Below are 13,304 nucleotides of genomic sequence, written 5' to 3'. Positions count from 1 at the left end.
GGTTGTCGCGGAGCGGTCTGTTTATTTATCCTTCAGAAGAAAAAGCCAAACGGGCCATTAGCTGATCTGCAATCAAGGCGTGTCCTGCAGGAGTGGGGTGCACCCCGTCATCGCCTGTCAGTGCCTGCGGGGAGCTAGCAACGGCTGCTTCGGCAAACAAGCCATCCAGCGGCAGCAACTGACAATGAAAGGCGGCAGCTAAGTGACGAACGATTTGGATTTTCGGATCAAGATCGATCCGCCAAGTTTGGCGATCCTCAGGATATGGCAAAACAAAAGGTTCCAGCAAGAAAATGCGCGTGATCCCCTGTTGGGTCACTTGTTCCAGAATTTGACGGTAGGTTGCCTCAAAGGACGTTGCCGCAGCTTCTGAACCAAAATCGGGACCACCGGCATTGTGCCACGTGTCGTTGATCCCAATCATAAAGACCAAGACGTCAGGTGCTAATTGAAGGCAATCTTCTTGGAGACGGGCTAAGACGTCGGCAGCTTTGTTGCCGCCGATCCCCCGATTATAAAAGGTAAATCCTGCAGTGGGGAATGTTTCTGCCAGCTGATCGGCAACGAGACGGGCAAACCCATGTCCTAAATCGTGGGGATCTTGGCGATCACGATCGCAATCTGTGATGCTGTCACCTAAAAATAAAACGGTATCATTTTTGACTAGTTTCATAGTAAGCTCCTTTCGAGTACGCCCTCAATTATAAAAGAGGGGGGAGGAAATGCCAATAAAAAAACTGCCCTTTTTTTAAAAAGGGCAGCGATAAGCGAGGCTTATAAGTAGTATTTTTTCGCAACAGTCAAATCATCGTTCAATTCATAAACAAGTGGTTGACCAGTTGGGATCTCAAGATCCATGATATCTTCGTCAGAAATACCTTCGATATGTTTTGCTAATGCACGTAGAGAGTTTCCGTGAGCCGCAACTAAGACAGTTTTGTCGTCTTTTAATGCTGGGGCGATTTCATCTTGCCAGAAAGGCAATGCACGTTCTAAAGTAACTTTTAAGTTTTCTCCACCAGGTACGTCGCGAGGGTCAAGCATTGCATAACGACGGTCGTTTGCAGCAGAACCTTCATCTGAAGCTTCCATCAATGGAGGTAAAACATCGTAAGAACGACGCCAGATGTGTACTTGTTCGTCACCGTATTTTTCAGCAGTTTCTTTTTTATTTAAACCTTGTAATTTACCGTAATGACGTTCGTTTAAGCGCCATGATTTGATCGTTGGTACCCAAAGTTGATCAGAATATTCTAAAATGTAATTACAAGTTTTGATGGCACGAGTTAAAACAGATGTGTAAGCAACGTCAAATTCGATGCCTGCTTCTTTGATTTTACGTCCGCCTTCGATTGCTTCTTCGACACCTTCTGGCGCTAGATCAACATCAGCCCAACCGGTAAACTGGTTTAATTTGTTCCATTCGCTTAGTCCATGACGAGAAAATACTAATTTTGGCATGTAAAACTCTCCTTTAGATATTCGATATTTTTCTGAAATTTTCAATTCCGTATTTATTGTACACTCTTTCTCAAAGAATTTCCATGGTTTTGGAGGAAAAGCTGGGGGAAAACGCCATTCTTAAGGAAAAACAAAAGGGGATCATTAAAAAGAGGACCGCTTTTGTTTCATGCTGTTCTAGGGGGAGTCGACAACTATGAACGTAACTTGTTCCATTCTTCTTCGGATAATTTTATGTATTTATAGCATGTACCTACAGAAACACCGCATTTTTCAGAAATATATTGAATCGTTTCTTTTTTCTCGTAGTACAATTGACGGATTTTTTTGATCGTTTTCGGATCGATTTTTGGACGACCGCCAATTTTGCCTTTTTTGCGGGCTTTATTTAAGCCGACCAGCGTGCGCTCTTTGATGAGTGAGCGTTCCATGATCGCAAGTCCTTCCATTAAATTGAAGTAAACCTGTCCCATCGGACCGCGGGTATCGATTTGTTCTGCCAGTGAAACCAGATGAAGCTCTCGCTGTTTTAATAGATCAGTGAGATCGGTCAGCTGTCTGGTGGTTTTCCCTAAACGATGCAGTTCCGTAACGACTAAGGTGTCGCCGGGCTGCATTTGTGCCACCACTGACTCCAATGAATGATTTTCTTCACTTTCTTCCACGCTAAATGTCTCATGGAAAAATTCATGACACCCAAATTCTTCGAGCTTGTTTAATTGTTCACTTGTTGAGTTGTCGGTGATCGTTGAACGAGCATAGCCTATGATTTTCATAAACCCTCCTACCTTTCCCTTTTTATTGAATGTATCATAATTATTTCTTAAATGATAGGGTAATTTGCACAAAAAATAATAAAAATTAAGTCGATTGAAGAAAAATAACGAAAAAAAGAGAAGCATTATTGCTCCTCTTTTTTGTTTCCTTTATCTGACGTGCTTGGTACTCGGGCCTTCAGGCAATCCGACAATGATCGTATGGACCATATCCAAAAACAGACCGTGTTCAACCACGCCCACTGTAGCATCTAATTCCTGTGCCAACTCAGTAGGAGCGGTGATCGTTTCTAGATTAAGATCGATGATGTAATTGCTACAATCGGTTTTTAACGGTTCGCCTTCTTCATTCAGACGCAGTTTTGGATGGTAGTTTTTCTTCTCGAACAGACGCAACAGCTGTTGGCTGCCGTAAGGGATCACTTCCACTGGCAACGGGAAGGCACCAAGTGTTTCGACCATTTTCGATTCATCAACGATCCACAAGACTTTTTTGGAGTTAGACGCCACAATTTTTTCGAATAAAAGGGCTGCACCGCCGCCTTTGATGCCATGATAATCCTGGCTGATCTCATCTGCACCGTCGATCGTTAGATCCACAGCGTCCACTTCATCGATGGTGCGAATCGGGATACCTAATCCTTCTGCTTGTTTTTTCGATGCCCAAGAAGTTGGGACACCCGTGATCGATAGACCTTCTTCTTTTACACGTCGACCCAGTTCTTCAATCATGTAGTAGGCTGTTGAGCCAGTGCCCAAGCCAACGACCATGCCATCTTTTACATAACTAGCCGCTTCAATGCCGACCATTTCTTTTAGGTTCATTTTCTTCCCGCCTTTTTTAAATAAATGCTTTGTCTCTATTATATAGGAAGAAGCGCAAAATTTGCGGATTTTTTCGTAACAGATTTCTTTTGAAAAAAGCTTAGGAGGATACTTGACAGGTAAGAATAAGCATGATATTCTATCAAAGGTGCTTTATCTACAGGTCTCTCGTTGGAGACGTGCTGACTGTCTATCAAAGCATAGTTGATATGAATGCAGAGAATGCATTATTTTTTATCGCAAAAAAAGAACCACCTGGATGTGTGGGACTATAAAGCGAATCAAGGAAGGAGGACAACTAGGGATGCCTACAATTAATCAATTAGTACGTAAACCTCGTAAATCCAAGGTTGAAAAATCAAATTCACCAGCATTGAACAAAGGATATAACAGTTTCAAGAAAGCTCAAACGAATGTTAACTCACCTCAAAAGCGTGGGGTAGCTACTCGTGTGGGAACTATGACACCGAAAAAACCGAACTCAGCTCTACGTAAATATGCGCGTGTTCGTTTGTCAAACTTGATTGAAGTGACAGCTTATATTCCAGGTATCGGACACAACTTACAAGAACACAGCGTGGTCTTGTTACGTGGTGGACGTGTAAAAGACTTACCAGGGGTACGTTACCATATCGTTCGTGGTGCATTGGATACTGCCGGTGTTAACGATCGTAAACAATCTCGTTCTAAATATGGTACAAAACGTCCTAAAGCTTAATCTTTAAGACAAACAGATCAAATGAATCTTATTTAAATCAGAACTGATATCTCGGAAGGAGGAGTTACGGATGCCTCGTAAAGGTCCTGTTGCAAAACGTGATGTTTTACCAGATCCTATTTATAACTCAAAATTAGTAACTCGTTTGATCAACCGTGTAATGGTTGATGGTAAACGCGGTGTTGCTGCAAATATTATCTACAATGCTTTTGGCATTATCAAAGAATCTACAGGAAATGATCCATTGGAAGTTTTCGAACAAGCAATGAAAAACATTATGCCTGTATTGGAAGTTAAAGCTCGCCGTGTCGGTGGTTCTAACTACCAAGTACCAGTAGAAGTACGTCCTGAACGTCGTACAACTCTAGGTCTTCGTTGGGTGGTAAACTACGCTCGTTTGCGTGGCGAACACACAATGGAAGAACGTCTTGCAAAAGAAATCATGGATGCAGCGAACAACACTGGTGCTTCTGTGAAAAAACGCGAAGACACACACAAAATGGCGGAAGCCAACCGCGCATTTGCTCACTATCGTTGGTAAGATCCTCACTGCTTTTTATTGGAAGGTACTGAGACAACCTTAGCTTAAGTTAAGTAAGAATGAGAGGGGAACAACCTAGAATGGCAAGAGAATTTTCGCTAGAAAAAACTCGTAATATCGGGATCATGGCCCACGTTGACGCTGGTAAAACAACGACAACTGAACGTATCCTTTATTACACAGGTAAAATCCATAAAATTGGTGAAACACATGAAGGTGCTTCTCAAATGGACTGGATGGAACAAGAACAAGAACGTGGGATCACAATCACTTCTGCTGCGACAACTGCGCAATGGAAAGAAAACCGCGTAAATATCATCGACACACCAGGACACGTGGACTTCACAATCGAAGTGCAACGTTCATTGCGTGTACTTGATGGTGCTGTAACTGTGTTGGACTCACAATCAGGTGTAGAACCTCAAACAGAAACAGTTTGGCGTCAAGCGACAGACTACCGCGTACCACGTGTTGTATTCTGTAACAAAATGGACAAAATTGGTGCAGACTTCTTATACTCTGTATCAACTTTACATGATCGTTTACAAGCAAATGCTCACCCAATCCAATTACCAATTGGTGCGGAAGATGACTTTACTGGTATTATCGACTTAGTAAAAATGAAAGCTGAAATCTACACAAATGACTTAGGAACTGAAATCCAAGAGACTGAAATTCCTGAAGAATATGTAGAATTAGCTGAAGAATGGCGCGAAAAATTAATCGAAGCTGTTGCTGATACTGATGAAGAACTAATGATGAAATTCTTGGAAGGTGAAGAAATCACAGAAGAAGAATTGAAAGCTGGTATTCGTCAAGCAACATTGACTGTTGACTTTTTCCCTGTTCTTTGCGGATCTGCCTTTAAAAACAAAGGGGTTCAATTGATGTTGGATGCAGTCATCGACTACTTGCCTTCACCACTTGATGTTCCTGCGATTAAAGGGATCAATCCTAAAACAGACGAAGAAACTGATCGTCCGGCTGACGATGAAGCACCATTTGCTTCATTAGCATTTAAAGTAATGACTGACCCATTCGTAGGTCGTTTGACATTCTTCCGTGTGTATTCAGGTATCTTGAACTCTGGATCATACGTATTGAATGCTTCAAAAGGCAAGCGCGAACGTATCGGTCGTATCCTACAAATGCACGCCAACACTCGTGCTGAAATCCAAACAGTATACTCAGGCGATATCGCCGCTGCTGTTGGTTTGAAAGACACAACAACTGGGGATACACTATGTGATGAAAAATCACCAGTAATCCTTGAATCAATCGAATTCCCAGAACCAGTTATCGAAGTCGCTGTTGAGCCTAAATCAAAAGCTGACCAAGATAAAATGGGGGTTGCTTTACAAAAACTTGCTGAAGAAGATCCATCATTCCGTGTGGAAACAAACGCTGAAACAGGCGAAACTGTTATCGCTGGTATGGGAGAACTTCACTTGGACGTCTTAGTTGACCGTATGCGTCGCGAATTTAAAGTTGAAGCAAACGTAGGTGCGCCTCAAGTTTCTTATCGTGAAACATTCCGTGCAGCAACACAAGCGGAAGGTAAATTTGTACGTCAGTCTGGTGGTAAAGGTCAATACGGTCACGTATGGGTCGAATTTACACCAAACGAAGAAGGTAAAGGCTTCGAATTCGAAAACGCGATTGTCGGTGGTGTGGTTCCTCGTGAATACATCCCAGCAGTTGAAAAAGGACTTGAAGACTCAATGGCGAACGGTGTCTTAGCCGGTTACCCATTAGTAGACATCAAAGCAAAACTTTATGATGGTTCATACCATGATGTCGATTCAAGTGAAACTGCCTTCCGTGTTGCAGCTTCTATGGCTTTACGTGCTGCAGCGAAGAAAGCAAACCCAGTAATTCTTGAACCAATGATGAAAGTAGTTATCACTGTACCAGAAGATTACTTAGGTGATGTTATGGGTCACGTAACTGCTCGTCGTGGACGCGTAGAAGGAATGGAAGCACACGGTAACTCACAAATCGTGAACGCAATCGTGCCATTAGCTGAAATGTTCGGTTACGCAACAACACTTCGTTCATCAACACAAGGTCGCGGTACGTTCATGATGACATTTGATCACTATGAAGATGTACCTAAATCTGTTCAAGAAGAAATCATCAAGAAAAACGGCGGCAAAGCTGAATAATTGATGGAAGTATAGGAAATTAAGTAAAAAGCTATATTTTTTTCTGAGTTTCGTGTACAATATTATCGATGATAAGGGATGGGGAGCTGCGGCTCCCTACCTATCAAATATAAAAAATAAACTGCATTTTTAGGAGGAACATTTTAAAATGGCAAAAGAAAAATTTGACCGTTCTAAACCCCACGTAAACATTGGTACGATCGGACACGTTGACCATGGTAAAACTACACTTACAGCTGCTATCACAACTGTATTATCTAAAAAAGGTTTGGCTCAAGCTTCAGCTTACGACCAAATCGATGGCGCTCCAGAAGAACGCGAACGCGGAATCACTATCTCAACTGCTCACGTTGAGTACGAAACTGAAGCACGTCACTATGCTCACGTTGACTGCCCAGGACACGCGGACTACGTTAAAAACATGATCACTGGTGCTGCTCAAATGGACGGCGCGATCTTAGTAGTATCTGCTGCTGATGGTCCTATGCCTCAAACACGTGAACACATCTTGTTATCACGTAACGTTGGTGTACCATACATCGTTGTTTTCTTAAACAAAATGGATATGGTTGATGACGAAGAATTACTAGAATTAGTTGAAATGGAAGTTCGTGACTTATTGTCAGAATATGACTTCCCAGGCGACGATGTTCCTGTAATCGCTGGTTCTGCTTTGAAAGCTCTTGAAGGCGATGCTTCATACGAAGAAAAAATCATGGAATTAATGGCTGCAGTTGACGAATACGTTCCAACTCCAGAACGTGACACTGACAAACCATTCATGATGCCAGTCGAAGACGTATTCTCAATCACTGGACGTGGTACTGTTGCTACAGGCCGTGTTGAACGTGGACAAGTTCGCGTTGGTGACGAAGTTGAAATCGTTGGTATTGCTGAAGAAACTGCTAAAACAACTGTAACTGGTGTTGAAATGTTCCGTAAATTGTTAGACTATGCTGAAGCAGGGGATAACATTGGTGCATTGCTACGTGGTGTTGCTCGTGAAGACATCCAACGTGGACAAGTATTGGCTAAAGCTGGTACAATCACACCTCATACAAAATTTAAAGCTGAAGTTTACGTTTTAACAAAAGAAGAAGGTGGACGTCACACACCATTCTTCACTAACTACCGTCCTCAGTTCTACTTCCGTACAACTGACGTAACTGGTGTTGTTGAATTACCAGAAGGAACTGAAATGGTTATGCCTGGTGATAACGTAACAATCGACGTTGAATTGATCCACCCAATCGCTATCGAAGACGGAACTCGTTTCTCAATTCGTGAAGGCGGACGTACTGTTGGTTCAGGCGTTGTAACTGCAATCCAAGCTTAATTTGATTGATCGAAGAGCAAAAGCGTACGCGCTTTTGCTCTTTTTTTGACTCTTGTAGAAAAAAAGCCGCTCTCTCTAGCGTGGATGAATCCGTTACGGTTCATCGAAGCTAAAGAGAGCGGCGCCTTTTATTTTATTAGATTTTGCTTCTTCAAGAAGGTGTCAAATCCTTGGTCAGGACGATTGCTGTAAAAGCCAGCGAATTTTTCTGACCATGGTTTGGTCTCGCGGGCTTCTCCAAAAGCAGTCATCGTTTGATCGTACGCTTCGATCGCCTCATAAGAATAGTCCTGATAATGGTTGTAATGAATGACCGCTTCTTCTGGCAAGCGAGGTTTGACCTTCATTTCTACGATTGGTTTACCGATGCTCAAACCAGCCACAGGATAGACATATTCTGGTAAGTGCAACAATTCAGCGATTTTGGCGCTGTCTTTGCGGACACTGCCGGAAATGACGGTGCCTAAGCCCAGTGATTCAGCAGCGATCGCACCAGATTGCAAAGCGATGCTGGCATCAGTTGTGGCGATCAATAATGGCTGATAGCCCTCATCGATTGGATAGGGAGTCTGTTTTTCGTCAGCAACTTTTTTGGCTCGATTTAAATCAGCTAAAAATAGCAGAAAGAGTGAACTTGCTGCGATATGAGGATTGCCAGGATTCCATTCGACCATTTGTTGGCGGATCTGCGGGTCGTCGATCACTAAGATCGAATAGGCTTGCCCGTTCATCCAGCTAGGTGCTTGACGAGCCGCAGTCAAAATCGCGGTTACTTGCTCTTGGCTCAAGCGGTAGTCAGGGTCAAATTGTCGGTAAGTGCGGTGATTGTGCAAAAGCTCAATGGTTTCGTTCATAGGTTTGCTCCTTTAACTGTTGGGTGATTTTTGTGAATCGTTCTTGAAATAGCGGTAAATCATCTTTGGCTAAGCGGGTATAGTTCAAACGCAAGCCATTCGTATCGTTACTGAAAAGAAACGCAGGTGCTACTAAGCAATCGTTCGCCAAAAAGAGTGACCAATCTTTGCGAGTCAATGTGCGGTGACGCCAAGTCAACCACAGGTAAAGACCACCTTTCGTCGGCTGCCATTGCCAATCCTCCTGAAATGCCTGCAAGAGTTGGAGTAAGTCTTGCTGACGCTGGGCCATTTCTGCAAGCAGTGTCCGCTGTTGCTGGTGGTAATCAAAGGAGCGTAAGGCGATGTTGGCAAGGACTTGCGGGAAGATCGTGGTATCGATCGCCATCCGTTTTTTCGCTTGGGCAAATTGATCGGCTAACGCTTCTGGCACCAAAAGCCAGCCGATTTTGATGGATGATCCTAGTAATTTTGAAAGCGAGCCTAAATAAATGACGGTTTCGGGAGCCATGGATTTTAGCTTGGGCGGTACTTTATCAAAAGCCAACTCGCTAAAAACATCATCCTCAATGATCGGTACTTGGTAGGTCTGGCAAAGGCGGATGATCGCTTGGCGCCGATGGTCAGTCATAGTATGACCCGTTGGATTTTGGAAGGTGGGATTCAGATAGACGAATTTGATCTTCTTTTCCTTCAACACTTTTTCCAATGCCGCAGGCCGCATTCCTTCGCTATCTTGCTTGATCCCGATCAGCTGGACATTCATCGTGGAAAACAAGGGGAGAGAGAACAAGAAAGAAGGGTCCTCTGTCGCGATACAATCCCCCGCATGCAATAAGACTTGCATTAGCAAGGTGATTCCTTGTGTCGATCCAGCAGTGATCACTAGTTTTTGTCCGTTGGTGGGCAAATTGAAGGAATCAGCAAGGTGCTGCAATAAGATTTCTTGCAAAGGTTCATAACCCGTCGGTAATACTTTGGTGCTTTCCTTGCGAATCTCTTCCCAGGTAAAGGCAGGAAACGTGAAATCGGGGATCAGATCGGCAGGTAGATCACCTGTGTACAGATCCAGCACATCCTTCTCGGTGCGCAAATGCTGAATCTGTTGAACGTAAGGGTCTTGCTGCAGATAAGGGCTGCTTAAAGACGAACGCAAATAAGAAAGTGGCGTTTGGCGGTTCCCCCAACGACCTTCCAATACACGAGAGCCGCTGCCTTGTTTTCGTTCGATCCATCCTAAGCTTTTCAATTCATCTAACGCTTTGACGACGGTGGAACGATTGACGCCAAAAGTCTGAGCAAGGCTGCGCTCTGGTGGCAAACGATCCCCAGGTCCATAGATTCCCGATTGGATCTCTTCGATAAAATGAGTCACGATCTGCTGGTAAATCGGTTGTTTCTTCTGTTTGTCGATACTTGATGAAGCCATCCTGCACCACCTTTTTCAATTGGATGGTTTAAAAATAAGCCAAATGGCTCTTTTCGTCAAGGGGAAGATTGACTATACTTAGCAAAAAGCACAAGGAGATGAGGAAGATGGAAAAAGTCCTATCAATTGCTGGGTCAGATTCAACCGGAGGTGCCGGTATCGAAGCAGATTTAAAAACATTTCAGGAATATGGTGTCTTTGGTTTTGCCACGATCGCTTCGATCGTCACGATGGACCCACAAGCAGGTTGGAGCCATGAAGTAACGGCGATGGAAACAGCGCTTGTCGAAAAACAAACGATCTCTGCTTTTGCAGGTGATCCGATGGATGCTCTAAAAACGGGTATGTTAGGCAATGAAGACAATATTGTCCAAGCTGCGCAGATGATCCAACAGCAGCAAGTCAAAAATGTGGTGATCGATCCTGTCATTGCTTGCAAAGGGACTGCAGAAATCTTACAGCCAAAAAGCGTCGATGCCATCATCACGCATTTGTTGCCGTTAGCAGATGTTGTCACCCCTAATTTAGTAGAAGCGGGGATTCTTTCAGGTTTGGGTGATTTGACGAGTGTGGAGGCCATGAAGCAAGCTGCTGAAAAAATCCATGAATTAGGTGCTAAATACGTCGTGATCAAAGGGGGGCATCGCTTGCCAGGAGCAAAAGCCGTTGACCTCGTTTACGATGGGCAATCCTTCCTCTTGTTAGAAAGTGACAAAATCGCTACCGATTTCAATCACGGGGCAGGCTGCACCTTTTCAGCTGCGATCGCTGCGGGTCTTGCAAAAGGCAAACCCGTCGTGGAAAGCGTTCGGTTAGCGAAAGCCTTTGTCACAGCGGCAATCAAAGAAGGAGTGGTCATCAATCCATATGTGGGTCATGTGTGGCATGGTGCCTATACCCACGCCCAAGACCGTATGGAGGAAAAAGCGCAGCAATAGCAGGTTTTCTTCTATAATAAATAGGAAATGAAGAAGTGCTTAAAAGAAGCGGTCAACGCTTCTTTTTTTGTGTTACGAAACCAAAAGAAAATTTTCTGAAAGAAATGCAAAAGAATCCCGGTTTTTCCATAAAAAAAGCTTGCAATCAATGTTTATCCGTAATATAATCATAAAGGTGCTGTTTACGTAAATACGTAAGTCACACTGGCAGCAAAGAAATTTTCTGCCGGCTACGAAACGAGAGGTTGCGACACGCCCGGACGCTTTGCCATGGACGAGCGTGACGGAAAATTTTCGTGGAGCTATGTCTACTTTTCAAAATAGGCGAAGGAGGGAAAACAATGGCAAAACAAAAAATTCGTATCCGTTTAAAAGCGTATGAACATCGTATTTTAGATCAATCAGCGGATAAAATCGTAGAAACTGCAAAGAGAACTGGAGCTGGCGTATCTGGTCCAATTCCATTACCAACTGAACGCAGCTTGTACACGATCATCCGTGCGACGCACAAATACAAAGATTCACGCGAACAATTCGAAATGCGTACACACAAACGTCTAATCGACATTGTGAATCCAACACCAAAAACTGTTGATGCTTTAATGAAGCTAGACTTGCCAAGCGGTGTTAATATCGAAATCAAACTATAATAATTAAGATGGAGGTGTAATCATGACCAAAGGAATCTTAGGGAAAAAAGTGGGAATGACTCAAATCTTCACTGAATCTGGCGAATTGATTCCAGTAACTGTAGTAGAAGCTACACCAAACGTAGTGCTACAAGTGAAAACAATCGAAAATGACGGCTACGAAGCAATTCAAGTCGGCTACCAAGATATGCGTGAAGTTTTGTCTAACAAACCTGCGAAAGGTCATGTTGCAAAAGCAAACACGGCTCCTAAGCGCTTCATTCGCGAATTCAAGAATGTAGAGCTAGAGGGCTTAGAAGTAGGATCAGAAATCAAAGTTGATATTTTTGAAGCAGGAGACATCATCGATGTAACCGGCACTTCGAAAGGTAAAGGATTCCAAGGCGTTATCAAACGTCACGGACAAAGCCGCGGACCAATGGCTCACGGTTCTCGTTACCACCGTCGTCCTGGATCAATGGGTCCAGTTGCACCTAACCGTGTATTCAAAAACAAACGTCTTGCTGGACGTATGGGCGGAAATCGCATCACGATCCAAAACTTGGAAATCGTACGCGTAGACGCAGAACGCAACGTTATCTTGATCAAAGGTAATGTACCTGGCGCGAAAAAATCATTGATTACAATCAAATCAGCTGTGAAAGCTAAATAAGTAGATAGGAAGAAAGGAGGAACTAAGGAATGCCGAATGTAGCATTATTCAAACAAGATGGAAGCCAAAATGGCGAAATTACATTGAACGAAGAAATCTTCGGAATCGAACCAAATGAATCAGTTGTCTATGATGCAATCATCATGCAACGCGCTTCATTAAGACAAGGAACACACGCTGTGAAAAACCGCAGTGCCGTTCGTGGCGGTGGCCGTAAACCATGGCGCCAAAAAGGAACTGGACGTGCCCGTCAAGGTTCAATCCGTTCACCACAATGGCGTGGAGGTGGCGTAGTCTTCGGACCAACACCACGTTCATACAGCTACAAACTTCCTAAAAAAGTTCGTCGCTTAGCAATGAAATCTGTATTGTCAGAAAAAGTTGCTTCAAATAACTTGGTAGCAGTAGAAGGATTAAGCTTTGATGCTCCAAAAACAAAAGAATTCAAACAAGTTTTAGCTAACTTGACAATTGACTCTAAAGTATTGGTAGTTTTAGAATCTGAAAACGACTTTGCCGCTTTATCTGCGCGCAACTTGCCAAAAGTTTCTGTAGTTACTGCTGATAACATTAGTGTTTTAGACATCGTTTCTAACGACAAAATGTTAGTGACACAAACTGCTCTTACTCAGATCGAGGAGGTGCTTGCATAATGAACTTACTAGACGTTATTAAACGCCCAGTGATCACTGAAAAATCAATGCTTGCCATGGATGACAAGAAATACACTTTTGAAGTGGACACAAAAGCTAACAAAACTTTAGTAAAACAAGCTGTAGAAGCTGCCTTTGACGGAGTGAAAGTGGCAAACGTGAACATCATCAACGTTCGTCCGAAATTCAAACGCATGGGTAAATATGCAGGATATACAAAAAAACGTCGCAAAGCTGTTGTGACTTTAACTGAAGATTCTAAAGAAATCCAAATTTTCGAAGCTGCTGAATAAGCAACTCACGCAT

15 protein-coding genes are annotated in these 13,304 nt (G+C 43.3%); 9 read left to right on the top strand and 6 right to left on the bottom strand.

Annotated features, from left to right (window positions below; all coding sequences use genetic code 11):
* Positions 1-25 precede the first annotated feature (25 nt).
* The 4 genes from IGJ05_RS09950 to rpiA all read right to left on the bottom strand — a co-directional run bounded on the left by IGJ05_RS09950 (position 26) and on the right by rpiA (position 3,062).
* Positions 26-673 carry an SGNH/GDSL hydrolase family protein gene (locus tag IGJ05_RS09950; protein ID WP_266166205.1) on the bottom strand — a complete coding sequence of 216 codons (648 nt, stop codon included), beginning with the start codon at positions 671-673 and terminating at the stop codon, positions 26-28.
* A 101-nt stretch (positions 674-774) separates the two neighbouring features.
* Complete coding sequence (gpmA, locus tag IGJ05_RS09945) at positions 775-1,461, bottom strand: 2,3-diphosphoglycerate-dependent phosphoglycerate mutase (protein WP_005226871.1); 687 nt, start codon at positions 1,459-1,461, stop codon at positions 775-777.
* 194 nt (positions 1,462-1,655) lie between these two features.
* Positions 1,656-2,237 (bottom strand): recombinase family protein, encoded by a 582-nt coding sequence (locus IGJ05_RS09940; RefSeq protein ID WP_005226873.1) that lies wholly within the window; start codon positions 2,235-2,237, stop codon positions 1,656-1,658.
* 150 nt (positions 2,238-2,387) lie between these two features.
* Entirely contained in the window at positions 2,388-3,062 is a 675-nt protein-coding gene (rpiA, locus tag IGJ05_RS09935; RefSeq protein ID WP_266166203.1) for a ribose-5-phosphate isomerase RpiA, read from the bottom strand.
* 304 nt (positions 3,063-3,366) lie between these two features.
* Between rpiA and rpsL the strand changes: the two genes are divergently transcribed.
* The 4 genes from rpsL to tuf all read left to right on the top strand — a co-directional run bounded on the left by rpsL (position 3,367) and on the right by tuf (position 7,822).
* Complete coding sequence (gene rpsL / locus IGJ05_RS09930) at positions 3,367-3,780, top strand: 30S ribosomal protein S12 (protein WP_003127956.1); 414 nt, start codon at positions 3,367-3,369, stop codon at positions 3,778-3,780.
* 70 nt (positions 3,781-3,850) lie between these two features.
* A complete protein-coding gene (rpsG, locus tag IGJ05_RS09925; protein WP_003127957.1) occupies positions 3,851-4,321 on the top strand; it encodes a 30S ribosomal protein S7 in 471 nt (156 codons plus the stop codon).
* A gap of 80 nt (positions 4,322-4,401) precedes the next feature.
* Positions 4,402-6,486, top strand: a complete 2,085-nt coding sequence (fusA, locus tag IGJ05_RS09920) for an elongation factor G (protein WP_005226900.1) — start codon at positions 4,402-4,404, stop codon at positions 6,484-6,486.
* 148 nt (positions 6,487-6,634) lie between these two features.
* Complete coding sequence (gene tuf / locus IGJ05_RS09915) at positions 6,635-7,822, top strand: elongation factor Tu (protein WP_213356137.1); 1,188 nt, start codon at positions 6,635-6,637, stop codon at positions 7,820-7,822.
* Between the two features lie 128 nt (positions 7,823-7,950).
* Here tuf and IGJ05_RS09910 read toward each other — a convergent pair whose 3' ends face one another.
* Together IGJ05_RS09910 and IGJ05_RS09905 are read right to left on the bottom strand one after the other, a co-directional pair.
* Positions 7,951-8,676 (bottom strand): nitroreductase family protein, encoded by a 726-nt coding sequence (locus IGJ05_RS09910; RefSeq protein ID WP_266166201.1) that lies wholly within the window; start codon positions 8,674-8,676, stop codon positions 7,951-7,953.
* Complete coding sequence (locus IGJ05_RS09905) at positions 8,660-10,105, bottom strand: PLP-dependent aminotransferase family protein (protein ID WP_266166200.1); 1,446 nt, start codon at positions 10,103-10,105, stop codon at positions 8,660-8,662. The genes IGJ05_RS09910 and IGJ05_RS09905 overlap by 17 nt, the downstream gene beginning before the upstream one ends.
* 107 nt (positions 10,106-10,212) lie before the next feature.
* Between IGJ05_RS09905 and thiD the strand changes: the two genes are divergently transcribed.
* The 5 genes from thiD (at position 10,213) to IGJ05_RS09880 (ending at position 13,291) form a co-directional block, all read left to right on the top strand.
* Complete coding sequence (gene thiD, locus IGJ05_RS09900) at positions 10,213-11,043, top strand: bifunctional hydroxymethylpyrimidine kinase/phosphomethylpyrimidine kinase (RefSeq protein ID WP_266166199.1); 831 nt, start codon at positions 10,213-10,215, stop codon at positions 11,041-11,043.
* Positions 11,044-11,384: 341 nt separating this feature from the next.
* Complete coding sequence (gene rpsJ, locus IGJ05_RS09895) at positions 11,385-11,693, top strand: 30S ribosomal protein S10 (RefSeq protein WP_003127966.1); 309 nt, start codon at positions 11,385-11,387, stop codon at positions 11,691-11,693.
* A gap of 22 nt (positions 11,694-11,715) precedes the next feature.
* Positions 11,716-12,345, top strand: a complete 630-nt coding sequence (gene rplC, locus IGJ05_RS09890) for a 50S ribosomal protein L3 (protein WP_003127967.1) — start codon at positions 11,716-11,718, stop codon at positions 12,343-12,345.
* A 29-nt stretch (positions 12,346-12,374) separates the two neighbouring features.
* Positions 12,375-12,998 (top strand): 50S ribosomal protein L4, encoded by a 624-nt coding sequence (rplD, locus tag IGJ05_RS09885; protein WP_005226910.1) that lies wholly within the window; start codon positions 12,375-12,377, stop codon positions 12,996-12,998.
* Positions 12,998-13,291, top strand: coding sequence for a 50S ribosomal protein L23 (locus IGJ05_RS09880; RefSeq protein ID WP_005226911.1), 294 nt, complete (start codon positions 12,998-13,000; stop codon positions 13,289-13,291). The genes rplD and IGJ05_RS09880 overlap by 1 nt, the downstream gene beginning before the upstream one ends.
* Positions 13,292-13,304 lie beyond the last annotated feature (13 nt).

The organism is Enterococcus sp. AZ167 (assembly GCF_051714025.1).
Lineage (GTDB): Bacteria > Bacillota > Bacilli > Lactobacillales > Enterococcaceae > Enterococcus_D > Enterococcus_D casseliflavus.
Note: the sequence above shows the minus strand (reverse complement) of the source record. Positions and strands in the feature narration are given on the sequence as shown.